Genomic DNA, 22396 nt, shown 5'->3' with positions numbered 1-22396 from the left:
GCTCGTCCACCATCGCCGCTCGATGACTGCGCCGGACTCGTCGATCGCCAGGACGGACCACTCGGGCCGGATGCGGCCCGACTCCAGCTCCCGGATGCCATATGCGCCCCCGGACTGCCCTGTGGTCGTCAGTCGGCGCGCGCCCGCTCCACCTTCCGGAACCACGCGCGCCCGGGTGCCGACGAGATCCCGTGGGCGAGGGTGCTCGCGACGACGATGAGTGTGCCGGCGGCGAGGATCTCCGGGTGGACGCTGCCGTACTCGACCTCCATCGTGAGGTAGAAGATCGCGGCCACGCCGACGGGCCCGAACCAACCGAGGAACGCCGCGCTGTGCAGCGGCATCCCCAGGGGGCGGGCCAGGCCGAGGATCAGCGGCAGGCGGCGCAGGACGAGCACCGCAACCGCGAGCGCCACGCCCGTCCACCCGAGCGCCCTCCACTCGGCCCAGGGGAGCATGGCGCCCAGGGCGACGAAGAAGGGCAGGACGGCGAACTGGTTGACAGCCTCATCGATCTGCACCTCAGTCTCGCGCTCGGCGCCGGTGCTCACCAGGTTGAACGCCAACCCGGCGCAGAAGGCCCCGAAGACGCCGTTGAGGTTTGCGAGGCCGCAGACGCCGAGGACCAGCAGCGCCAGGAGGATCGTGTAGAGCAGCATCGGGCCCTGTTCGGTGGTCTTGTGGCGCTGCGCCAGGTGCAGGGCCTTCGCCGCGACCACGCCGCCCACCACACCCACGACGAGCGCGCCGAGCACCTGCCACCCAGATTCCAGCACGGCCTGTCCCGCGGAGAGCGGCCCCGCCACAGCGAGCGCGAGCAGGACAAGCGGCATGGCGAGGCCATCGTTGGCGCCGGACTCGAGGGAGAGGATCTGGCGATCGCGCTTCGGGAGGTCCTCCTCGGCGTCCAGGCCGGTCACCGCGCTGGACGCGAGCACCGGGTCGGTAGGGCAGACGGCCGCGCCGAGCAGCAGGGCGAGCGCGAAGGAGGTGCCGAGCAGCCACATCGCCAGCCCGGTGGAGACCAGCGCCATTGCGGGCATCACCACCCCGATGAGGAGGGCGAGCGACCTCCAGTTCCGCCGCAGGGCCGCGAAGGGGTAGCGCAATGCCACGCCCATCACGGACACCGCCAGGAGAACCTCCGCGCCGTGCTGCAGGAGGGAGGGCTCGGCGGTGAGCTCGGGCAGTTCGAGGATCCCGGTGACGGCCGGGCCGAGCAGCACACCCGCCACGATCGCAATGAGGGGCTCCGAGACAGGCCACTGGTGGAGCCGGGCCGAGATGGCCACGATGACGACGCCGAGGGCGCCGACCACCACGAGCAACAGGTCGAGCGTGGACACGTCAGCACTCCTGTCGGGGACACACTCGGGCGGGCACAGGGTCGGGGTCGCTCAGCCGCCGGGCTTCGCGTTGACCTACCGTGCATCGATCGTACTGGCCCCCGCCACCTCAGAGCGATAGTCACAACTTATCGCAGCGCGTCGAGGGCGGCCTCAGTGGAGTCGAACACACGGAAGTCACACCATCGGCACGACCTCTGCACCCGGCCCAGTCATCGGAGTTCGTTGCTGAATCTGCCCCGCGCGCGACGAAGGCCCGGCCGGCATCCCGGCTGGGCCTTCATCGACGAGTCACTGTCTCACGGTTTCTCGAGTGGAGCTAAGGGGAATCGAACCCCTGACCTTTTCATTGCGAACGAAACGCTCTACCAACTGAGCTATAGCCCCGAGACCCCGTTACTGTAGCAAACCCACGGCCCGGTTTCACAATCGGCGGATCGGCCTCGGAACTCTGCGTCACAGCGGGGACGCGTCACAGCGGGGACGCGTCACAGCGGGGACGCGTCACAGCGGGGACGTCCCCGCCGCTCCCCTACCCGCGCTCGGCGAACTCGACCGGCGCGAAGTAGCGGTTGCCCTTGAACTCGACCTCCGCGGCCGGCAGCTCGTCGCCCACCTTGACGAGGTCGGAGACCTTGATCTGCTTGCGGTTCTCCCCCGACTTCTCCGCAGCTCCCGTGACCTCGGCGAGCAGCCGGACGTCACGGGCGCGGATGAGGCCGCGCCGGCCGAGCTCGTCCTCGGCGATCGCATAGCCCGGACCGGTGCGCGTCACGGTGACGCGCAGCAGGTCGCCGGCCTGCGTCTCGCCCTCACCGTCCTGCGCATCCCCGCGCGAGGTCTGCTCGATGTCCTGGGCGAGCAGGTCCGCGAGCCGGTCGACCTCGGACAGGAGATTGGCCATCGAGGCCGCGACCTGCGTGTGGAAATCACTCGGCGACAGCGGTCCGCCGGGCTTGTAGAGGTCGTCGTGGGTGAGCTCGCCCCAGGCGTCCTGGAGCCGGGTGCGCACCTGGATCTCCACCCGCACAGGGTGCTGCGCCTTGGAGTCCTCCGCGCCGAGCACCGCATGGAATGCGCGGTAGCCGCTCGGCTTCGGGTCGAGGTGGTAGTTCTTCACCGGCTCGACGACCTCGAACCGACTGGCCCGGCCCATCTCCGCGCGCAGCACGTCGACGAAGGCCTCGAGGTCGCGGGAGGACTTGCACAGCACCTTGACCCCGGCGAGGTCGGAGATCATCTCCACGATCTCCCCGGGCTCGCTCGGCAGCGCCTGGCCCTCGGACTTCTTGAGCACTTTCTCCAGCGTCCGCATGGGCTCCTTGATCCGGTAGCCGTCGACGACGATCCTGGAGCGATCGGCGAGCTCCATGCTCTCGGTGATCCCCTCGAGGAAGCGGATCACTCGCTGACACGCCACCTCCCAGCGCTGGGAGTCGGCTTGGTAGAGCCGGTCGACGGCGGCGCGCACGCGGGCACGCGCGAGGTGGGGAGCGGGGTCGGTGTTCATCGTTCCCAGGATACGCGGCACCGCGCCGGGTACGCCTCAGCCGCGACGGCGCAAGCGCAGCACGGTGACGGCACCGACCGCCACGAGAACTGCGCCGATCCCGAGGAGCCCGAGCACCTGGGTGCCGGTGCGCGGCAGCGAACCGGGCGAGTCGCCACGACCTGACCCGGAGGCGCTGTCGTCGGTGGAATCATCGTCGCGTCCGCCCGGCGAGGTGGGAGAGTACGTATGCGTGGGCTGGGCGTCGGGCGACGGTGACACCGACGGGGTCGAGTCCGGAGCCTCGGTCGGATCACCGCTCGGGCGATCGGTGGGCTCGGGAGCAGTCGGCTCCCCGGTCGGGCCATCACTCGACCCGTCGCTCGGCTCCTCGCTCGGCTCCTCGGTCGGAGTCGGCTCCCCCGTCGGCTCCCCGGCCGTAGGGGTGAGCACGTATCCACGGGCGCCCTCGGGGGTCTCCGCAGTCCCGACGATCTGGCCTGCCTCGTTGATGTCACGGGCTTCCCGCAGCGTCACGCCCTCCGGGAGGTCGACCACGGAGTCGAGGGCGGTGACTCCACCGCCGTCCCACAGGAGCGCCGACCCGCCGAAGCTCGTATTGCCGGCGTAGCGGGAGGCGTACCCGACGGCCTGCCCCTGCGTGTTCACCGCCGCGGCCTTGGTGTGCGGGTACTCAGCCATTGGGGTCGTGGCGAGCGCCTCGGCCCGCCCTTCGCGCCAGACGTAGGCGGTTTCCACCCGGTCGATCCGGGCAGAGCCGACCACGAGGTCCGCGCCCGCGATCCCGGCCGGGTCCGCGGAGACGTGTTCGGCCGGCTCCTCGAGCAGCGTCGGGGTATCGCCGTCCCACACGACCGCGCGGCGCACCCCGTGGGAGTGATCGCCGTGGGCCTCCTCGATCGTCGCGGTGCCGACCGCGGAACCGTCCTCGGCGAGCGCGGTCACCCGCACCCGCGTCACCTCGGACCCGGGCTCCTCGGCGGCCGGGGCGGGCAGCGGCTCGAGCGCATCGGGCCGCCAGCGGAAGGCACCCTCGGCCGTCTGCACGACGATCGTGCCCGAGTTCGCGATGTCGACCGCAAATCCCGAGCTGTCGTGCGCACGCACCGGTGCGGCCCCATCGGCCCACAGCACAGGCACCGAGGATCCTGCGTCGTCGAACGCCTCCCCTACCGCGGTGCGCGCATCACTGATGTCGAAGGGGCGGGAGAACTGCGAGGTGCCCTGGTACTGGCCCAGGGCCTCCCCCGTCGCCTCACCGGCCCGCCACAGCACGGTCTCCTGCGGCTGCGCCTTCTTCGTCGGGCGCTGGAGACCGATGACCTCGCCGGACTCGCTGATCCCCTGCGCGCTGCTCATCACCCCGTCGGTCGGGTCGAGGAGGGTGAGCGTGTACTCGGCAGCACCCCGGTCAGGATCCGCGGGAGCGGCCGCAGCGGCCGGCGGCAGGACTGCGGCAGAGGAGAGTGCGAGCGCGCTGAGCGCGCTGAGCGCGGGGACGGAGAACGAGGCGGAAGGACGGCTGCGGGACATGATGACCTCGAATCGGCAGAGCGGAGTTGACGGTGCACGCGCTGCGGACGAGCCCTCGGCACCCGACTCGAAGCTAGCGGACCACAGGGCACATGCACCTATCCTCATCTGCAGATACGTTGATCTGTGCCGCTACTGGCAGCCCCTGCGCTCCCCGGCCTCTTGTGCGGTCACGCAGAGAAGGTGCATGATTCACTCAGCAAACCTGCGCAGTTCGATCATCTCGACCCAAGGAGACCGCCCATGGATGTGCGGCTGATTCTCGCCCTCGTGCTCGGCATCGCGACCATCGTCGTCCTTGTGCTGCGCACCCGCCTCGACGCGTTCGTCGCCCTGCTCATCGCCGCCCTCGTCACCGGCCTCGTCGCCGGTCAGGAGATCCTCGGCGTCATCGACTCCGTCACCACCGGCTTCGGCAGCACGCTGGCGAGCATCGGCATCGTGATCGGCCTCGGCGTGGCCGTCGGCAAGATCCTCGAGGTCTCCGGCGCCGCCGACGCGCTCGCCCGCGCCTTCCTCCGCGGCTTCGGCAAGGGCAAGGAGCCCTGGGCCGTGGGCACCGTCGGCTCGCTCGTGTCGATCCCGGTGTTCTGCGATTCCGGGTTCGTCATCATGAACCCGCTCGCCCGCTCGATCGCCCGCGTCAAACGCGGCGGCTACGTCACCCTGTGCCTCGCGCTCGGCTGCGGCATGACGCTCACCCACCACATGGTGCCCCCGACCCCGGGACCGCTCGCGGTGTCCGGTCTGCTCGGCGCTGACCTCGGCGCGGTCATCCTCACCGGCATGATCTTCACCGTCCTCCTGCTGCCCGTCGTCGTGCTCTACGCGAAGTGGATGGGGCCCAAGCTCGAGTCCCGGCTCAACACCGAGGTCGCCGCTGACGTCTACGGCGCCGACCACGACCTCGCGCTCGCCGAATCCGGCGGCGAGGACGTCCACTCGAAGCTCGACACGATCCAGACCTACCGCGCCGAGGACTTCCTCGGCGAGACCCCGGCGGGGAAGAAGCCACATCGCATCAACGCGTTCATCGGCTCCCTGCCGCTGCTCGTCCCGCTGCTCCTCATCGTCCTCAACACCGTGACCGCCGCGATCGACAAGAACGCGACCGGTCAGATCAATGCCGAGGAGTACGCCGCCTCCGACTGGGTCATCCCGTTCCTGTTCCTCGGCAACCCGGTCATCGCCCTGATCATCGGCATCATCCTCGCCGTCTATGTCCTGCTGCCCCGCTGGACCCCGCGCACCAAGGTCCATTCCTGGCTCGCCCAGGCCGCCGAGTCCGCCGGCCTCATCCTCCTCATCACCGGCGCCGGCGGTGCCTTCGGCCAGGTGCTGCGCGACTCCGGGGTGGGCGACGCGCTCGCCGGGGCCGTGTCCGCGCTGCCGATGCCGGCGTTCATCGTGCCCTTCGTCATCGCCTCGCTCGTGCGCGTGGCGCAGGGCTCGGGCACCGTCGCGATGATCACCGCCGCCTCGGTCACCGCCCCGCTCGTCGGGTCGCTCGGGATCTCCCCGGTGATGGCCGCGATGGCCTGCGTGTGCGGCTCGATGGTGTTCAGCTACTTCAACGACTCGTACTTCTGGGTCGTCACCCGCTTCACCGGTCTCGACGGGACCGCCGCCCTCAAGGGCTGGTCGGGCATCACCACCGCCGTGTGGGCCGGCAGCATCCCGCTGCTGTTCATCGCCAACCTCGTCATCGGCTGACCCCATGACTCGCATCCTCATCGTCGCCGACGACCTCACCGGCGGGAACGGCTGCGCGGCGGGCTTCACCCGGGCGGGCCTGCGCGCGGCCACCCTGCGGGCGGACGCCTCGGCCACGGAGATCGGCACCCACCTCGACGCCTACGACGCGCTGGTCATCACCACCGACTCCCGGCACCTCCCGGCCGCGCGGGCCACTGCGGCCGTCACCGCGGTGCTCGATGCCGGGTGGCCGGCCGACCTCGTGTGCTCGCGCGCCGACTCCACCCTGCGCGGGAACTTCGGCGCCGAGGCCGAGGCGGTCGTCACCGGGGTGCGCGCCCGCGGCCGCCGCGCGGTGGGCCTGTGCATGCCGGCCTTCCCCACGGCCGACCGGCAGACCGTGCACGGTCTCCAGCTGCTCGGCGGGACCCGGCTCGAGCACACCGAGCTCGCCCACGACGTCCGCTCCCCGATGACGAGCTCCTCGGTCGCCGAGGCGCTGCGGAAGGACACGCACCTGTCCGCGCTCGGCATCGACCTCGCCGCCGTCACGGGCCCGCGCTCGGCGCTCGTCGACAGGATCCGCACCCTGCTCAGCGAGGAGCCCGACGTCATCATCGCCGACGCCCTCACCGAGGCCCACCTGCGCGATGTCGCCGAGGCCGCCGTCGAGGCCGACCCCGAGGTCATGTGGGTGGGGATCGATCCCGGGCCGGGCTCGCTCGCGATCGCCCGGGCGATGGGCGCCCAGGGTGCTGCTGGAGCTCCCCCGCTGCTCGCGATCGCCGGCTCCGCCACCGAGCTCACCCAGGCCCAGCTCCAGCGGGTGCTCGGCGAGCGCCCGACCACCCTCGTACGGCCCGTACCCCGGGCCGAGGGCTCCGCCGTGCCCGATGTCGAGGCGACCGCCGCCGAGGTCAGCACCGCAGTGCGCCGTGCGCAGGCCGGGGAGATCGTGCTCCTCGCCTCCGTCGTCCACCCCGAGGACGTGCGCGAGCTCAGAGACGAGGAATCCGACGCCCTGCCCGAGGCGCTCGGCCGGATCGCAGCCCGGGTCGTCTCCGCGCACGCCGTCTCCGCGCATGACGCGCCGGCGACCGACGCCGGGCCCGGCCCCGCGATCGGCGGCCTCTACACCACCGGCGGCGACATCACCACGAGCGTGCTCGCCGCCCTCGGTGCCGCCGGCATGGAGATCGACGAGGAGGTCGTGCCGCTCGCCGCCGCCGGCGCGCTCGTCGGCGGGCGGTGGGCCGGACTGCCGATCGTCACCAAGGGCGGGCTCGTCGGCGATGCCGGGACCGCGCTCGCCTGCCTCGACCACCTCTCCGGCATGGTGCGGATGCGCACCCGCCTCCTCCAGTCCCGCGCCGCGCAGACCACCGCTCGACGCCCAGCCCCTGACAGCCCGCCTCGAAAGGACACCCCATGACCGCTCCCGCCTCCGCTGCCCCCACGCTCGCCGTCACCGTCGGCGACCCCGTCGGCATCGGCCCGGAGATCACCGCCGCCGTCCTCCACGAGTTCTCCGGCGACACGAGCCAGCACGGCATCGCCGTGGCCGACCTCGCGGTGATGGAGAAGGCCGTGCAGGTGCTCGACCTCGACGCCGAGGTGCGCGCCGTGTCCTCCTGGAACACGCCAGCAGCCGGTGAGGGCGTCATCGACGTGTTCGACATCGGCGTGCTCGGCTCCGACCTGCCCGACTGGGGCCGGGTCGACGAGCGCGCCGGGCGCGCGGCGGTCACCGCGATCGAGGTCGCCACGCAGGCTGCGCTGGCCCAGCAGGTCACCGGCATCGTCACCGGGCCGATCAACAAGGAGGCGGTCTGGAAGACCGGCTCGGAGCACCTCGGGCACACGGAGATGCTCGGCGAGCTCACCGGCGTGACCAAGCAGGACACGATGTTCGTCGTGGAGAACACGCACGTGCCCGGCCACCGCCTCCAGGTGTTCTTCGCCACCCGCCACATGTCTCTGCGGAAGGCCCTCGACGCGATCACCGTCGACACCCAGGTCGACTCGATCCTCCGCGCCCACCGCGCGCTCGAGGTCTACGGGGTGGCGAACCCCCGGCTGGCCACCGCCGCGATCAACCCGCACGCCGGGGAGAACGGCGCGTTCGGCGACGAGGAGATCGAGATCCTCACCCCCGCTGTCGACCGGGTGCGCTCCCAGGGCCTCGAGGTCGCCGGCCCGATCCCCGCGGACTCGGTGTTCCACCACGGCCTGCAGGGCCGCTACGACGGGATCCTGTCCCAGTACCACGACCAGGGGCACATCGCGACGAAGACCTTCGACTTCGACGGCACCATCAGCGTCACCGTCGGCCTGCCGATCCTCCGCACCTCGGTGGACCACGGAACCGCCTTCGACATCGCCGGCACCGGCAAGGCGGATCCCGGCACCATGCGCTCGGCCTACCGGGCCGCCGTCGGCTACGCGCCCTACGTCGACGGCATCCGCGCCGAATACCTCCCCCGGTGACCGCAGGACGGCCCCGATGACCTCCCGTTCGGCCACCCGCGAGCGTCGCGACCGGCTGCTGCGCCTCGTGCGCTCCGGCACCGACCGCGTCGAGGACCTCGCCGTGCACGCCGGGGTGTCGGAGTCGACGATCCGTCGCGACCTCGCCGCGCTCGAGCGCTCCGGCCGGCTGGCCCGCACCTACGGCGGGGCGACCTCGGTGGCGCCGTTCCGGGAGCGCGGGCTCGCCGAGCGGATAGCGGCGCGCACCTCGGCGAAGGCAGCGATCGGCCGGATCGCGGCCGCGCTCGTGCCGGCCGGGGCGACGATCTTCGTCGATGCCGGCTCCACCACCGCTCAGCTCGTCGAGTCCTTGGCACGCGATCAGGAGCTCACCGTGGTCACGCGCGGGCTCGAGATCGCGCTCGCGCTCGCCGCGGAACCCCGGGTCGACGTGCAGCTCATCGGTGGGCGCCTGTCCGCCGGCAGCCACGGCACCACCGGGGCGCTCGCACTCGAGGGCATCGACCGCTTCTCCTTCGACCTCGCGTTCCTCGGTGCCGACGCCGTCGACCCGGCCTGCGGGGTCGGCGAGCCCACCGTGGACGAGACGTACACGAAGGAACGCGTCGCGGCCCGCTCGCGGCGCACCGTCGTCCTCGCCGACGCCGCGAAGCTCGCCCCGCGCAGCGTGCCGGCCTGGGCTCGTCTGCCCCACGGATGGACCCTCGTCACCGATGAGTGCGATCCCGCGCTCCTCGAGGAGTACCGGGAGGCCGGGGTCGAGGTGCTCCACCCGGCCACACAGACGGCGTGACGCACCTCACCTCCGCTCAGGTGCCGCTCCTCCGCTAGGCTCCACACGTGAGCGAATACGACACAGAACCCTTGCAGATGTCCGACGTCCTCGTGACCGCCCGGTCGCTCGAGGAGTACATCGCGATGTTCGACCTCGACATCGACGACCTCGCAGGGAAGTGCGTCCTCGACTGTCCGGGCGGATCCGCGAGCGCTCCGGCGGAGCTCGCGGCCCGCGGCATCGAATCCTTCGCGATCGACCCGCTCTACGGCGGAGACCGCCACCTGCTCGCGGACCGGGTGGCGCACGAGGTGGAGCGCTGGGCCGACTTCGCCCGCACCCACGGCGAGCGCCTCGACTGGCAGCAGTCCGGCACCGGCGAGGAGCTCTACCGGGCACGCGTGCACTCCGCGCAGCAGTTCCTCGACGACTTCAACGCCCGTCCGGCGCACTACATCGATGCGACGCTGCCGCACCTGCCGTTCTCCGACGACGCCTTCGACCTCGCGGTGAGCAGCCACCTGCTCTTCACCTACGCGGGGATGTTCGACGCGGACTTCCACGTCGCCTCGCTCCTCGAGCTCGCCCGTGTGGCGAAGGAGGTGCGGGCCTACCCGCTCGTGTCGATCGAGGGGGTCGAGGACGCCGCATTGCTGGACACGGTGACCAGCGAACTCACCGATGCGGGGCTGGAGGTCGAGCGGCCGGCCTCGCGCTACAGGCGGCAGGTCAGGGCCACGACCTACCTGCGGATCACCCGCCGCTGAGGTGCCCCGGCCGAGGTGCGGGACCTCGGCCGGAGCAAGGGAGCTGGGCCGCCGCCGAGCGGCCTCAGCCGACCGGGGAGAGCGCGCCGATGAGACCGAACAGGTCCTTCGGGTCCTCGGGCTCGGCGACGAGGTCGATGTCGTCCTGGTAGGCCGTGCCGGCGGTCGCGTCGCGCACGTAGCGCAGTGCGGAGAAGTCCGCGATCGCGAAGCCCACGGAGTCGAAGATCGTCACCTGCTGCGGCGAGGTGCGCCCTGCGGCCTGACCGGTGAGCACCTGCCACATCTCAGTGACGGGGAAGTCCGGATCCCGGAGCTGGATCTTGCCCTCGATGCGGGTCTGCTCGGGGAACTCGACGAACACCTCGCCCAGGTCGAGGATCGCGAGGTCGAGCTCGGTCTTGCCGGGGCAGTCCCCGCCCACGGAATTGATGTGCACGCCGGGCTTCACATCTGCGGCCTCGAGGACCACGCAGTGGGCCTTGTCGGCAATGCACGTGGTGACGACGTCGACGCCGGCGACCGCCTCGGAGGCGGAGGCGGCCTCGGTGATGGTGAATCCGAGGGGCTCGAGGTTCCGGCGCAGCTTCGCCATCGCTTGCGGGTCGGTGTCGAACACGGCGAGCTCGGAGATGCCGAGCGCGGCGCGCATGCCGAGTGCCTGGAACTCGGCCTGGCTGCCGCAGCCGATGAGCGCCATGCGGGTGGAGTCGGGGCGGGCGAGCGCGCGGGCGACCATCGCGGAGGTCGCGGCGGTGCGCAGGGCGGTGACGAGGGTCATCTCGCCGAGGAACACCGGGTAGCCGTTGTGGACGTCGGCGAGCACGCCGAAGGCGGTGACGGTCTGGAAGGCGGGGCCGGGTTGAAGGGGTGGCCGTTGACGTACTTGAAGGAGTAGGTGTCCCCGCGGGCCGTGTTCTCGACGCCGACGAAAGCCGTCATGGGTTCCTCCTGCTCAGACGATGATGCGTGGGATGGGGATGAGTGCGGGCCGGGGCCGGGGCCGGGGCCTCATGGTCCACGACCTCGGGGTGGATGACCCCGCGGTCCGTGGAGCAGTTTACGGGCGCGCCCCTGCAGGGATCCGTTCCGTTTTCGCAGTACCGTCTGAGTCTAGGTTCGGGCCGAGGGCAGCAACAATGAGCAGACCCTCCGAAATCTGCGCACCGGGCGATCATTGTGCGCACCGCAGGTTTACACTCTGACCATGTACCGCATGGACGACCTCGACCGCCGCCTCATCGCGGCGCTGCGCCGGGATGGGCGCTCCCCGGTGTCGACGCTCGCCGCGGACCTCCACACCACTCGCACCACCGTGACGAGCCGGATGAAGCGGCTGACCGACGCCGGCATCATCGTCGGCTACACCGTGCGGGTCGACACGGATGCGGAGGGCGGCGGCCTCCAGGCGATGAGCCTCATCGAGGTCGAGGGCAGGACCACCGACCGCGTCATCCACGAGCTGCGCGGACTGCCGGAGATCAGCGCGCTCCACACGACGAACGGCGGCTGGGACCTCATCGCAGAGCTCGAGTGCACCGGCCTGCAGAACTTCGACGAGGTGCTCCGCCGCATCCGCGGGGTGCCGGGCATCGTCAACAGCCGCACCCACGTCCTCCTCCGCTCGGTCGTGCGCTGAGCGATGACGGACGAGTCCCGGGAGCGGCCCGAGCATCCGCGCGCCGACCTCACCCGGGTCGAGGCCGCCCTCGACGCCTGGGCCCACCGGCACCTGTCCGCAGAGTCCGGGGCCCGAGGCGCCCGCCGGGCCGGGGTCGAGTTCCTCGTCTTCATCCTCAAGCAGGCCTGGGCGTGCGTGTTCGGCGCGCTCATGCTCGCAGCCCTCGTCGCCACCGCCCTGTGGTACCCCGACGGTGCGGCGCTCAGCCGCAACGACGCGCTCGTCCTCATCGCGGTGGCGATCCAGGTGCTCATGGTCGCCCTCCGGCTGGAGAGCGGCCGCGAGCTGTGGGTGATCGTCCTGTTCCACCTCGTCGGCACGGTGATGGAGCTGTTCAAGACGGCCGCCGGATCGTGGGAGTACGGCGGAGCCGGCGTGCTCGCGATCGGCGCGGTGCCGCTCTACACCGGGTTCATGTACGCCGCGGTCGGCTCCTACATGGTGCGCGTGTTCAAGCTCTTCGACCTGCGGTTCGTGCGCTATCCCCCGCTGTGGCTCACCGCCGTGATCGGGGCGGCCATCTACGCGAACTTCTTCACCCACCACTTTCTGCCCGATGCCCGCTGGGTGCTGCTGGTCGCCGTCGTCCTCGTATGGGGGCGGTGCATCATGCTGTTCCGGAACCATCGCGAGCGGCCGGCTCGCAGCCTGCCGATCCTCCTGCCGTTCCTCGGGGTGGCGTTCTTCATCTGGATCGCGGAGAACATCGGGACGGCCGCCGGGGCCTGGATCTACCCGCACCAGGCGGGCGGCTGGGAGATGGTGTCGCTGTCGAAGATGGTGAGCTGGTTCCTCCTCATGATCATCTCCGTCGTCCTCGTCACCCTCGTCTACCGCCCCCGGCCGCCGGGAGAGCCCGCACCCACCGGTGCCGCAGAGCAGCACTGAGGCACGGTCCGCACGACGCGTCCGGCCGCGATCGCACCGGGTAGCACAGCGCGCACCTCCCGCCGCGCGACCCGCGCCACAGTCCGTCATACGTCGTCATATGACGCGCGAATACGACGCCGTCTGACGGCGTGTGACGCCAAGCGGCGGCTGTGACGCGGGCGTGCGGCTCAATTGACGACATGACCGTCCAGACTCATGCCCCCGCCGCAGCCGCGCCCGCTCCCGGCCCCCAGGCCCACCGCGCCTTCGAGGTCCGCTTCGAGGGCTTCGGCAAGACCTTCGGCACCGGCCCGGACGCCCACACGGTGCTCACCGAGGTGTCCTTCACCGCACACCCGGGAGAGATCATCTCGATCCTCGGTGCCTCCGGGTGCGGCAAATCGACGCTGCTCCGTGCCGCCGCGGGCCTCGGACCGGCGACCGCCGGCTCCGTGACGATCGACGGGACCGAGGTCACCGGCATCGACACCCGGGCCGCCGTCGCCTTCCAGGAGGCCCGCCTCCTCCCCTGGCGCACTGTCCGCCGCAACATCGAGCTCGGCCTGCCGCGCGCCACCCCGAAGGCCGACGCCCGGGACCAGGTCACCGAACTCCTCGAGCTCACCGGACTCGGCGACAAGGGCGAGCTGCGGCCCAAACAGATCTCCGGCGGCATGGCCCAGCGCGTCTCGCTCGCCCGGGCACTCGCCCGCAACCCCGGTGTGCTCCTCCTCGACGAACCGTTCGGCGCGCTCGACGCGCTGACCCGGATCAGGATGCAGGACCTCCTCCTCGACATCCACGCGGACCGGCCCGCCACCGTGCTGCTCGTCACCCACGACGTCGACGAGGCGCTCCAGCTCTCCGACCGGATCGTCGTCCTCGGCCGTCCCGGGCCCGCTGCCGCCGGCCCCGCCACGATCACCAGCCTGGTGCCGGTCCCGGGTGAACGCCCGCGCGACCGCGGCGCCTCGGAGCTCGCACACCTCCGCGCCGAGCTCCTCACCCACCTCGGCGTGGACACCCGCGCCCGCTGACGCCCCCGTCGCTCCACCCTCCGCACCGACCACGACCACGACCACCGCGCCGCCCGCACCGGGCCCCACCGCGCCGCCCGTCCATCCGAAAGGCCATCATGACCTCCACTCTCCGCCGACTCGCCACCGCCGCCGGTCTCCTCACCGTGTCCTCCCTCGCCCTGTCCGGCTGCCTCGCCGGTGAGGACGCCGCCCCGGCCGACGCCGCCGACGGCGCACCCGATTCCCTGTCGGTCGACTACGCGACCTACAACCCGCTCTCGCTCGTCATCAAGGAGAAGGGCTGGCTCGAAGCCGCGCTCGCCGAGGACGGCGTCGAGGTCGAGTGGGTGTTCTCCGCCGGCTCGAACAAGGCCAACGAATCGCTGCGCGCCCAGGCCGTCGACGTCGGCTCCACCGCGGGCTCCGCCGCGCTCCTCGCCCGTGCGAACGGCTCCCCGATCCACGTCATCGACCTCTACTCGCAGCCGGAGTGGTCGGCGCTCGTCACCACCCCGGACTCCGGAATCGGCTCCGTCGCCGACCTCGAGGGGAAGACGGTCGCCGCGACCAAGGGCACCGACCCGTATTTCTTCCTCGTCCAAGCGCTCGCCACCGAGGGGCTCACCATCGACGACGTCGAGGTGCAGAACATCCAGCACGCCGACGGCCGCACCGCGCTGGAGAACGGCCAGGTCGACGCCTGGTCCGGGCTCGACCCGATCATGGCCGCGAGCGAAGGCGCCGGGAACACGCTCTTCTACCGGAACATCGACTTCAACACCTACGGCTTCCTCAATGCCGACGAGTCGTTCCTCGAGGAGTCCCCCGAGCTCGCGCAGACCGTCGTCGACGTCTACGCCTACGCCCGCGACTGGGCGCTGGCCAACACCGAGGAGACCACGCGGATCCTCGCCGCGGAGGCGAGCATCGAGGAGGATGTCGCCGCCACCACGATCGAGCGCACCCACCTCGACATCGATCCCGTGCCCGGCCCCGACCAGATCGAGGTGCTCGAGCGCATCGCACCGACCCTTGTGGAGACCGGCGACGTGTCCGACCAGGCGCAGGTCGACGAGGCGATCGACACGATCGTCGACGACCGGTTCGCCGCCGGTGCCGATGCCTCCCGCGTGGCCGAGGCGATCGAGGCGGCGGGCTGATGGCGGCGAACGTCCCCGTCCGCACCCCGCGCGTCGGCTCCGAGGCGACCGTCACCGGCTCCCCCGCGACCGGCAGCGGCACCGGCCCCCGCCACCTACCCGGGTCCGTCCGGCTGGGCCTCGGGCTGCTCCTGCCGGCGGCGCTCCTCGCGCTGTGGCAGCTGCTGAGCTCCACCGGGGTCTTCACCTTCGTCCAGCTCCCGCCCCCGCTCGCCGTGCTCGATGCAGCCGTCGAGCTCATCCAGCGCGGCGACCTGTGGATCAACATCGCGATCTCGGTCCAGCGCGTCGTGCTCGGCTTCCTCGCCGGAGCCGTGCTCGGCCTGCTGCTCGGCTCGCTCGTCGGTCTGTCCCGGTTCGCCGACGTCCTCATCGCCCCGACCATCGGCGCGTTCCGGGCCGTGCCCTCCCTCGCCTGGGTCCCGCTCCTCCTCCTGTGGATCGGGCTCGGCGAGGACTCCAAGGTCACGCTCATCGCGATCGGCGCGTTCTTCCCCGTCTACACCACCGTCGCCTCCGCCCTGCGCCACGTCGACACCCACCTCGTCGAGGCCGCACGGAGCTTCGGCTACTCCGGTCTGCGCCTGCTCATCACCGTGCAGCTGCCGGCCGTCGTGCCCTCGGTGTTCTCCGGGCTGCGCCTCGCACTCGCCCAGTCGTGGCTGTTCCTCGTCGCCGCGGAGCTGCTCGGCGCCTCGATGGGCCTCGGCTTCCTCCTCACCGACTCGCAGAACAACGGCCGGACCGACCGGCTGCTGCTCGCCATCGTGCTCCTCGCGGTGTTCGGCAAGATCACCGACGCACTCCTCGGGTGGCTGGAGAAGAAAGCGATCGTGCGGTGGGCGCCATGACGACCGACTCCACCTTCGCTCCCGCCTCCGCACCCCCCGTGCTCTCCCCCGTCGCCAGGGCCGATGCGAACCCGGCGCAGGAGTCCGATGCCGCACGGATCGCATTCTGGGAGAAGCAGGCCACCCGGCTCGACTGGGATTCCCCCTGGCACACCGCCCACACCTTCGAGAAGCCGCGTCGAGTCGACACCCCCGCCCCGGAATCCGGCGTCACCGAACCCGGCGACCACGAGTACACCGTGCCGCGCATCGAGTGGTTCGCCGGCGGCACGCTCAACGCGGCAGTCAACTGCCTCGACCGGCACGTCGCCGCCGGGCACGGGGACCGGGTGGCGCTCCACTTCGAGGGCGAGCCCGGCGACCGCCGCACCTACACCTATGCGGGGCTCCTCACGGAGGTGTCCCGCGCGGCGAACGCTCTCGAAGCGCTCGGCGTCGTCCCCGGTGACCGCGTGGTGATCTACCTGCCGGTGATCCCGGAGACGATCATCATCACGCTCGCCTGCGCCCGGATCGGCGCGGTCCACTCGCTCGTGTTCGGCGGGTTCTCCGCCGAGGCGCTGCGCTTCCGCATCGAGGACACCCGGGCGAAGGTGCTCGTCACGAGCGACGGACAGTTCCGGCGCGGCGCGGCCGTGCCGGTCAAGGCCGCCGCGGACGCCGCATGCGCCGGTGACAACGCGATCGAGCACGTGCTCGTCGTCTCCCGGACCGGCGACGACATCCCGTGGACCGCCGGCCGCGACCTGTGGTGGCACGAGTCGCTCGCCGCCCAGCCGGACACCCACACCCCGCGCGCCTTCGACGCCGAGCACCCGCTGTTCATCATCTACACCTCCGGCACCACCGGGAAGCCCAAGGGGCTCGTCCACACCACCGGCGGGTACCTCGTGCAGACGGCCTACACCCACGCGCTGCTCTTCGACCTCGTCGACGACGAGCTCGCCGCGGTCAACGACCCCGCCCGGGTGGACAGCACTGTCCACTGGTGCACTGCGGACCTCGCCTGGGTCACCGCCCACACGTACGAGATCTACGGCCCTCTTCTCAACGGCGTCACCCAGGTGATCTACGAGGGCACCCCGGCCAGCCCGCACCCGGGCCGCCACTTCGAGATCATCGAGCGCTACGGCGTGACGAACTACTACACCGCCCCCACCCTCGTCCGCTCGCACATGGGGAACTTCCCCGACGGTCTGCCCGCCGCCTGGGACCTGTCATCGCTGCGTCTGCTCGGCACTGTCGGGGAATCGATCAACCCCGAGGCATGGCGCTGGCTGCGCGGCGAGCTCGGCGGCGGCATCCTGCCGGTGATCGACACGTGGTGGCAGTCGGAGACCGGGTCGACGATCATGTCCCCGCGCCCCCACGACCCGTGCTTCGATCCCGGGTCCGGGAGCGCCCCGAAGCCCGGCTGCGCGACCCGCGCCCTGCCCGGCGTGTCGACCCGGGTGGTCGACGAGACCGGTGCGGACACCCCGGACGGCGAGCAGGGGTATGTCGTCGTCGACCGGATCGGGCCGTCGATGGCGCGCACCGTGTGGGGCGACCCGCAGCGCTACCTCGACTCGTACTGGAGGGCTTTCGGCGAGCGCGGCTGGTTCTTCTCCGGCGACGGCGGCCGGCGCGATGCGGACGGGGACATCACCCTGCTCGGGCGGGTCGACGACGTCATCAACGTCTCCGGCCACCGGCTCTCGACGATCGAGCTCGAATCCGCGCTCATCGCCCATCCCGACGTCGTCGAGGCCGGCTCCGCGCCGATCGCGGATCCGCTCACCGGGCAGGCCGCGATCGCCTACGTGGTCCTCAGCGAAGCCGCACGCACGCGGCCGCCGGCCGAGGTCGAGGCGGAGCTGCGCGCCCACGTGGCCCGGGAGATCGGCCCCGTCGCCAAGCCGGCGCGGGTCATCCCCGTGCCCGAGGTGCCCAAGACCCGGTCGGGGAAGATCATGCGCCGCCTCCTCACCCAGCTCTTCGAGGGCACGGCGCTGGGCGACACCACCTCGCTCCAGAACCCCGAGGCGATCGACGGGATCGCTCGGATCGTGGGACACCCGAGCACGACCGGCTCCCGCTGAACCAGACTCCCAATCACCACCGACCAACCGGAAGAGGCCCCCACCCGATGTCAGATCATCAGTTCGGCTTCCGCACCCTGGCGCTCCACGCCGGGGGCACCCCCGACGCCATGCACGGCTCCCGGGCGGTGCCGATCTACCAGTCCACCTCGTTCGTGTTCCAGAACGCCGCCGACGCCGCGAACCTCTTCGCGCTGCAGAAGTACGGCAACATCTACTCCCGGATCGGCAACCCGACGGTCGCCTCGTTCGAGGAGCGGATCGCCGCGCTCGAGGGCGGGATCGGAGCGGTCGCCACGGCCTCGGGCATGGCGGCGGAGTTCATCACCTTCGCCGCGCTCACCCAGGCCGGCGACCACATCGTGGCCTCCTCCCAGCTCTACGGCGGCACCGTCACCCAGCTCGACGTCACGCTGCGCCGCTTCGGGGTGGACACGACGTTCGTCCCCGGCACCGACCCGGCCGACTACCGCGCCGCCCTCCGCCCGGAGACCAAGGCGCTCTACTGCGAGCTCGTCGCCAACCCCTCCGGTGAGATCAGCGACCTCGAGGCGCTCGCAGAGATCGCCCACGAAGCCGGCATCCCGCTCGTCGTCGACGCCACGCTCACCCCGCCCTACCTGTGCCGGCCGTTCGACCACGGCGCGGACATCGTGATCCATTCGGCGACGAAGTTCCTCGGCGGCCACGGCACCACGCTCGGCGGCGTCGTCGTCGAGTCCGGCCGCTTCGACTGGGGCAACGGCAGCTTCCCGGCGATGACCGAGCCGGTGCCCTCGTACAACGGCCTGTCGTGGTGGGACAACTTCGGTGAGTTCGGGTTCCTCACCCGGCTGCGCTCCGAGCAGCTGCGCGACATCGGCCCGAGCCTCTCCGCGCAGTCGGCCTGGCAGCTCCTCCAGGGCGTGGAGACCCTCCCCCAGCGCCTCGACGCCCACCTGGCGAACGCGCGGGCCGTCGCCGAATGGCTCGACTCCGACCCCCGCGTGTCCTACGTCAACTACGCCGGTCTGCCCTCGCACCCGCACCACGCCCGCGCACAGAAGTACCTGCCCAAGGGCACGAGCCCGGTGTTCTCCTTCGGCGTCACCGCGACCGCGGAGCTCAGCGGGCGCGAGGTCGGGGCCCGGTTCATCGAGGCCACGCAGCTCGCCAGCCACCTGGCCAACGTCGGCGACGCCCGCACCCTCGTGCTCCACCCGGCGTCGACCACGCACCAGCAGCTCACCGCCGAGCAGCTCGTCTCCGGCGGCGTCCACGAGGATCTCATCCGACTGTCGGTGGGCATCGAGGACGTCGAGGACATCATCTGGGACTTCGATCAGGCGCTCACCGCCGCGACCGGACTGGAACGAGAGGACGCACGATGATCGAGACCCGCACCTGGGTGGGACCCAGCGCCACCGAACGCCTGCGGATCCTCCGCGACGCGGAGTCGATCGCCATCGTGGGGGCATCGGACAAGCCCTCGCGCGCCTCGAACTTCGTGGCGACCTATCTGCTGTCCTCCTCGCCGTACCGGGTGTACTTCATCAACCCGGTGCTCGACGAGATCCTCGGGCACCCCGTCTACCCCTCGCTCGCCGACCTGCCGGAGGTCCCCGACATCGTCGACGCGTTCCGCAGGCACGACGACCTCCCCGGGGTCGCGCGGGAGGCCGTGGAGATCGGAGCGAAGACCCTGTGGCTCCAGCTCGGCTCCTGGAACGAGGAAGCCGCTGCGATCGCGGAGGCCGGCGGCCTGCAGGTCGTCATGGACCGCTGCACGAAGATCGAGCACGCCCGCTTCCACGGCGGGCTCCACCTCGCCGGCTTCAACACCGGGGTGATCTCCTCGAAGCGCCAGGTCACCGCCTGAACCGCACGCGACACCGGCTCCCCTCGGCCACGGGTCCGAGGGGAGCCGGCGCGTCTGCTCAGGCGGCGGTCTCCTCCCCGGCGGGCGCCGTCTCGTAGGCCGACTTCCCGTCCTCGGTCGCGGCGAGGAGATGGGTGAGCATCGCCTCGTTCGTCGCGATCTCCCGCTCGAGCTCAGCGGGCAGCTGCCGGAGGAAGTCGTACCGCTGCCTCACCACCGGCACCTGGAGGAGCTCGGCGACCTGCATCGAGGTCCGCGGGATCGCGAGCCAGTCGGCGAGCTCGTCGCCGTGGATGATCCGGATCTGCGCCTGCGTCCGCTCCACGAGCGGCCCCTCGGGGAGACCGAGGACGAGCGCGAGCTGCGCGGCAGTCGCCCCGACGAGCGCGTCGACGAGCGCCCGCGAGCCGTCGTCGGGCTTCCCGGCGACGGCGGCGATCGCCTGCACCATCGGCTCGGAGGACTCGTGGTCGTCGAGCCCGGCGAGGAGGTCGGCGGGGATCCCGAGCAGCCGCCCGACGACCTGCCACATCCCGTAGACGTCGCGGATCTGCTCCTCCGTGAGGTCGTAGCCCATGGCCGCCAGACCGCGGTACGGGATGTAGGTGAAGTCGAACCACGTGCGGAGCATGTCGATCGCATTGATCGGCAGGCCCCACTCCCCCGTGTCCGGGTGCCGCTCGAGATGCTGGGCGCGCGCGTAGGCGTGCATCGCCCGGACCATCCCGGTGTGCTCGAAGCCGCCGCCGCCCGGCTCGAGCGCGCCGGCGGCATAGAGATGGTAGTTCCAGTTGCGGGTGTCGATGAGCCGACGCAGCGCCCCGTCCACCAGCCGACCGGTGCCCACGAGCACGGTGGAGATCGCCGGGCTCGAGTACGTGTTGACGAGCGATCCCGGGCCGAGCGCCACGGAGTGGGTGAGGACGGGGATCGACAGGTACACCCGCCGGCCGCGCTCGATCTGCTCCCAGTCCGCATCGCTCACCCCCGCGCGCATGTCGTCGAGGAAGGCCGCGACCTGGGGCGCGTCACCAGGTGCGGCCTCCCCGGCGCGCAAGGCGCTGCGGAGCTGCCGCATGAGCGCGGCCCGGGGGACGTCGGCCGTGAACAGGGCGTCGCCGACGGGGTCCCCCTCGTGGAACGCGGTGAGGAAGCGCGCGGCGCGCTCCTCCCCGTGGGTCCGGGTGAAAGCGGCGCGGTCGCCGCGTCCGGCAGGCCAGTCGGTGCGCGTCATGGGTACTCCTTCGGAACCATGCAGTGGTGCGCTGAGCCTAGCCGAACGTTTGCTCGGAGGCCAGGGCATCACACTGCGCGCCCGAGCGGTCCGACACGGTGTCGGGAAATCGATCGATCCGACACCGTATCAGCAAGCTGGCAGGCCTGGAGATTCTCAAGAACGTCATCCTCGTCGTGCACTTCATCGGCATCGCGGCACTGCTCGGCGGGGTGATCATGCAGTCACTCGCGATGCGGGAGGCGCGGGCCCGGATCGTTGCCCCGCTCATGCACGGCGCGTGGACGATGCTCATCACCGGCGCGCTCCTCGTCGGCCTCCGGCACCCGATCGGCAACGAGGTCAACGACACGAAGATCACCGTCAAGCTCCTCGCGCTCGTCGCGATCGAGAGCTGGGGCCAGAAGATCGAGGACCTCGGGATCGAGGAGGCCCACCGGCGCGCCTCCCTGGTGCAGGGCATGATCGGGGCCGGGATGGAGCTCATCGCCCACGGGGTCGACGAGCACACTGCCGCCGCCGACGTCTACCGCATCCTCGTCGACGGCCTCAAGGCCTGAGCGGTCGACCGGGCCCCTCTGTTCTCCCCGGCTCCGTCACGTAGACTTGCCGCAACCGAGCCGGATGACCGGGGCGGGCGAGTTCACCGCCCCCGGCCCGCCGGCGCACCAGTCGACGACCCCCGGGTGGTGGCTCCATGATCGAGTTCGAATCCGTCTCCAAGACCTATCCCGGTGCGCCCGCGGCCGTGACGGACTTCTCCCTCATCATCCCCTCGCACCGCACCGTCGTGCTCGTCGGTTCGTCCGGCTCCGGCAAGACCACCCTCATGCGGATGGTCAACCGGATGGTCGAGCCGACGAGCGGCCGGGTGCTCATCGACGGCACGGACGTGCAGAGCGTCGACCCGGTTCAGCTGCGCCGCTCGATCGGCTACGTGCTCCAGCACGGCGGCCTGCTCCCTCACCGCACCGTGCTCGACAACGTCGCCACCGTGCCCGTCCTCCGGGGGCAGGGGAAGAAGCAGGCCCGCGCCGAGGCCGGCGAGCTGCTGCGCCGCGTCGGCCTCGACCCGGCGGTCGGCACCCGCTATCCCGGCCAGCTCTCCGGCGGCCAGCAGCAGCGCGTCGGGGTCGCCCGGGCGCTCGCCGCGGATCCGAACATCCTCCTCATGGACGAGCCGTTCGGCGCCGTCGACCCGATCGTGCGCCGCGAGCTCCAGGACGAGCTGCTGCGCCTCCAGTCCGAGCTCGGCAAGACGATCCTCTTCGTCACTCACGACATCGACGAGGCGTTCCGGCTCGGCGACGAGGTCGTCGTGCTCCGCGACGGCGGTCGGATCGCCCAGCAGGGCACCCCCGCCCAGATCCTCGCCGCCCCGGCCGACGACTTCCTCCGGGGCTTCATCGGCGCCGACCGCGGCGAGCGGCAGCTGCGCACCGAGGTCGTCGACGGCCGCACCATCGCGATCGACGCCACCGGGCGGCCGGTGGGGGTCCTCGAATGACTGCGACGGAGAAGCCGGT

At 71.3% G+C, this 22396-nt stretch carries 19 protein-coding genes, 1 tRNA gene and 1 pseudogene; 15 read left to right on the top strand and 6 right to left on the bottom strand.

Annotated features, from left to right (window positions below; all coding sequences use genetic code 11):
• Window positions 1–128: 128 nt before the first annotated feature.
• The 4 genes from AB0I45_RS06040 to AB0I45_RS06025 form a co-directional block, all read right to left on the bottom strand.
• On the bottom strand, window positions 129–1346 hold the full coding sequence (locus AB0I45_RS06040; protein ID WP_247618676.1) for a cation:proton antiporter: 1218 nt from the start codon (window positions 1344–1346) through the stop codon (window positions 129–131).
• A gap of 314 nt (window positions 1347–1660) precedes the next feature.
• Window positions 1661–1733: transfer RNA gene (locus AB0I45_RS06035), tRNA-Ala, on the bottom strand.
• 145 nt (window positions 1734–1878) lie between these two features.
• Window positions 1879–2856 (bottom strand): RelA/SpoT domain-containing protein, encoded by a 978-nt coding sequence (locus tag AB0I45_RS06030; protein WP_247618685.1) that lies wholly within the window; start codon window positions 2854–2856, stop codon window positions 1879–1881.
• 36 nt (window positions 2857–2892) lie between these two features.
• A complete protein-coding gene (locus AB0I45_RS06025; protein ID WP_345030746.1) occupies window positions 2893–4389 on the bottom strand; it encodes a hypothetical protein in 1497 nt (498 codons plus the stop codon).
• A 243-nt stretch (window positions 4390–4632) separates the two neighbouring features.
• Between AB0I45_RS06025 and AB0I45_RS06020 the strand changes: the two genes are divergently transcribed.
• The 5 genes from AB0I45_RS06020 to AB0I45_RS06000 are packed head-to-tail and all read left to right on the top strand — an operon-like array spanning window position 4633 to window position 10116.
• On the top strand, window positions 4633–6102 hold the full coding sequence (locus tag AB0I45_RS06020; RefSeq protein WP_345030744.1) for a GntP family permease: 1470 nt from the start codon (window positions 4633–4635) through the stop codon (window positions 6100–6102).
• 4 nt (window positions 6103–6106) lie between these two features.
• On the top strand, window positions 6107–7516 hold the full coding sequence (locus AB0I45_RS06015) for a four-carbon acid sugar kinase family protein (protein WP_345030741.1): 1410 nt from the start codon (window positions 6107–6109) through the stop codon (window positions 7514–7516).
• Window positions 7513–8571, top strand: a complete 1059-nt coding sequence (pdxA, locus tag AB0I45_RS06010; protein WP_345030738.1) for a 4-hydroxythreonine-4-phosphate dehydrogenase PdxA — start codon at window positions 7513–7515, stop codon at window positions 8569–8571. Before AB0I45_RS06015 ends, pdxA begins: the two co-directional genes overlap by 4 nt.
• 16 nt (window positions 8572–8587) lie before the next feature.
• Entirely contained in the window at window positions 8588–9367 is a 780-nt protein-coding gene (locus AB0I45_RS06005; RefSeq protein WP_295690271.1) for a DeoR/GlpR family DNA-binding transcription regulator, read from the top strand.
• Between the two features lie 47 nt (window positions 9368–9414).
• On the top strand, window positions 9415–10116 hold the full coding sequence (locus AB0I45_RS06000; protein WP_295690272.1) for a hypothetical protein: 702 nt from the start codon (window positions 9415–9417) through the stop codon (window positions 10114–10116).
• A 64-nt stretch (window positions 10117–10180) separates the two neighbouring features.
• Here AB0I45_RS06000 and AB0I45_RS05995 read toward each other — a convergent pair.
• Window positions 10181–11016: pseudogene (locus AB0I45_RS05995) on the bottom strand (ornithine cyclodeaminase); the annotation flags it as partial.
• 307 nt (window positions 11017–11323) lie between these two features.
• Between AB0I45_RS05995 and AB0I45_RS05990 the strand changes: the two are divergent.
• From AB0I45_RS05990 to AB0I45_RS05955, 8 genes are all read left to right on the top strand, one after another.
• Window positions 11324–11755 (top strand): Lrp/AsnC family transcriptional regulator, encoded by a 432-nt coding sequence (locus tag AB0I45_RS05990; RefSeq protein WP_137319498.1) that lies wholly within the window; start codon window positions 11324–11326, stop codon window positions 11753–11755.
• Between the two features lie 3 nt (window positions 11756–11758).
• Window positions 11759–12685 carry a DUF817 domain-containing protein gene (locus AB0I45_RS05985; protein WP_247618690.1) on the top strand — a complete coding sequence of 309 codons (927 nt, stop codon included), beginning with the start codon at window positions 11759–11761 and terminating at the stop codon, window positions 12683–12685.
• Window positions 12686–12867: 182 nt separating this feature from the next.
• A complete protein-coding gene (locus AB0I45_RS05980) occupies window positions 12868–13704 on the top strand; it encodes an ABC transporter ATP-binding protein (RefSeq protein ID WP_345030729.1) in 837 nt (278 codons plus the stop codon).
• A 98-nt stretch (window positions 13705–13802) separates the two neighbouring features.
• On the top strand, window positions 13803–14846 hold the full coding sequence (locus AB0I45_RS05975; protein WP_295690733.1) for an aliphatic sulfonate ABC transporter substrate-binding protein: 1044 nt from the start codon (window positions 13803–13805) through the stop codon (window positions 14844–14846).
• Window positions 14846–15697, top strand: coding sequence for an ABC transporter permease (locus AB0I45_RS05970; RefSeq protein ID WP_295690736.1), 852 nt, complete (start codon window positions 14846–14848; stop codon window positions 15695–15697). The genes AB0I45_RS05975 and AB0I45_RS05970 overlap by 1 nt, the downstream gene beginning before the upstream one ends.
• Complete coding sequence (gene acs, locus AB0I45_RS05965; RefSeq protein WP_295690739.1) at window positions 15694–17778, top strand: acetate--CoA ligase; 2085 nt, start codon at window positions 15694–15696, stop codon at window positions 17776–17778. Before AB0I45_RS05970 ends, acs begins: the two co-directional genes overlap by 4 nt.
• Window positions 17779–17825: 47 nt before the next feature.
• Entirely contained in the window at window positions 17826–19148 is a 1323-nt protein-coding gene (locus AB0I45_RS05960; RefSeq protein WP_295690743.1) for an O-acetylhomoserine aminocarboxypropyltransferase/cysteine synthase family protein, read from the top strand.
• The gene (locus tag AB0I45_RS05955; protein ID WP_295690746.1) at window positions 19145–19636 is read left to right on the top strand and encodes a CoA-binding protein; all 492 of its coding nucleotides are present in this window, start codon (window positions 19145–19147) and stop codon (window positions 19634–19636) included. The genes AB0I45_RS05960 and AB0I45_RS05955 overlap by 4 nt, the downstream gene beginning before the upstream one ends.
• Window positions 19637–19694: 58 nt before the next feature.
• On the opposite strand, the gene AB0I45_RS05950 is transcribed toward AB0I45_RS05955, so the two are convergent.
• Complete coding sequence (locus tag AB0I45_RS05950; RefSeq protein WP_295688643.1) at window positions 19695–20870, bottom strand: oxygenase MpaB family protein; 1176 nt, start codon at window positions 20868–20870, stop codon at window positions 19695–19697.
• Between the two features lie 98 nt (window positions 20871–20968).
• On the opposite strand from AB0I45_RS05950, the gene AB0I45_RS05945 reads away from it, so the two are divergent.
• Both AB0I45_RS05945 and AB0I45_RS05940 read left to right on the top strand, forming a co-directional pair.
• A complete protein-coding gene (locus AB0I45_RS05945; protein WP_295688645.1) occupies window positions 20969–21430 on the top strand; it encodes a hypothetical protein in 462 nt (153 codons plus the stop codon).
• A gap of 137 nt (window positions 21431–21567) precedes the next feature.
• Window positions 21568–22377: an ATP-binding cassette domain-containing protein gene (locus AB0I45_RS05940; RefSeq protein ID WP_295688647.1), complete on the top strand. Its 810-nt coding sequence runs from the start codon at window positions 21568–21570 to the stop codon at window positions 22375–22377.
• The last annotated feature ends 19 nt before the right edge of the window (window positions 22378–22396 follow it).

Origin of the sequence: Brevibacterium sp. NPDC049920 (assembly GCF_040656435.1) — a bacterium.
Lineage (GTDB): Bacteria > Actinomycetota > Actinomycetes > Actinomycetales > Brevibacteriaceae > Brevibacterium > Brevibacterium pityocampae.
The sequence above is the reverse complement of the archived record's forward strand: the minus strand, read 5'-3'. Positions and strand labels throughout refer to the sequence as shown.

What these genes read in the sequence shown, in the direction of transcription:
- AB0I45_RS06030 (WP_247618685.1), bottom strand. Translation starts at nt 2,856, where the DNA reads ATGAACACCGACCCCGCTCCCCACCTCGCGCGTGCCCGCGTGCGCGCC.
- AB0I45_RS06025 (WP_345030746.1), bottom strand. Translation starts at nt 4,389, where the DNA reads ATGTCCCGCAGCCGTCCTTCCGCCTCGTTCTCCGTCCCCGCGCTCAGC.
- AB0I45_RS06020 (WP_345030744.1), top strand. Translation starts at nt 4,633, where the DNA reads ATGGATGTGCGGCTGATTCTCGCCCTCGTGCTCGGCATCGCGACCATC.
- AB0I45_RS06015 (WP_345030741.1), top strand. Translation starts at nt 6,107, where the DNA reads ATGACTCGCATCCTCATCGTCGCCGACGACCTCACCGGCGGGAACGGC.
- pdxA (WP_345030738.1), top strand. Translation starts at nt 7,513, where the DNA reads ATGACCGCTCCCGCCTCCGCTGCCCCCACGCTCGCCGTCACCGTCGGC.
- AB0I45_RS06005 (WP_295690271.1), top strand. Translation starts at nt 8,588, where the DNA reads ATGACCTCCCGTTCGGCCACCCGCGAGCGTCGCGACCGGCTGCTGCGC.
- AB0I45_RS05990 (WP_137319498.1), top strand. Translation starts at nt 11,324, where the DNA reads ATGTACCGCATGGACGACCTCGACCGCCGCCTCATCGCGGCGCTGCGC.
- AB0I45_RS05985 (WP_247618690.1), top strand. Translation starts at nt 11,759, where the DNA reads ATGACGGACGAGTCCCGGGAGCGGCCCGAGCATCCGCGCGCCGACCTC.
- AB0I45_RS05980 (WP_345030729.1), top strand. Translation starts at nt 12,868, where the DNA reads ATGACCGTCCAGACTCATGCCCCCGCCGCAGCCGCGCCCGCTCCCGGC.
- AB0I45_RS05975 (WP_295690733.1), top strand. Translation starts at nt 13,803, where the DNA reads ATGACCTCCACTCTCCGCCGACTCGCCACCGCCGCCGGTCTCCTCACC.
- AB0I45_RS05970 (WP_295690736.1), top strand. Translation starts at nt 14,846, where the DNA reads ATGGCGGCGAACGTCCCCGTCCGCACCCCGCGCGTCGGCTCCGAGGCG.
- acs (WP_295690739.1), top strand. Translation starts at nt 15,694, where the DNA reads ATGACGACCGACTCCACCTTCGCTCCCGCCTCCGCACCCCCCGTGCTC.
- AB0I45_RS05960 (WP_295690743.1), top strand. Translation starts at nt 17,826, where the DNA reads ATGTCAGATCATCAGTTCGGCTTCCGCACCCTGGCGCTCCACGCCGGG.
- AB0I45_RS05955 (WP_295690746.1), top strand. Translation starts at nt 19,145, where the DNA reads ATGATCGAGACCCGCACCTGGGTGGGACCCAGCGCCACCGAACGCCTG.
- AB0I45_RS05950 (WP_295688643.1), bottom strand. Translation starts at nt 20,870, where the DNA reads ATGACGCGCACCGACTGGCCTGCCGGACGCGGCGACCGCGCCGCTTTC.
- AB0I45_RS05940 (WP_295688647.1), top strand. Translation starts at nt 21,568, where the DNA reads ATGATCGAGTTCGAATCCGTCTCCAAGACCTATCCCGGTGCGCCCGCG.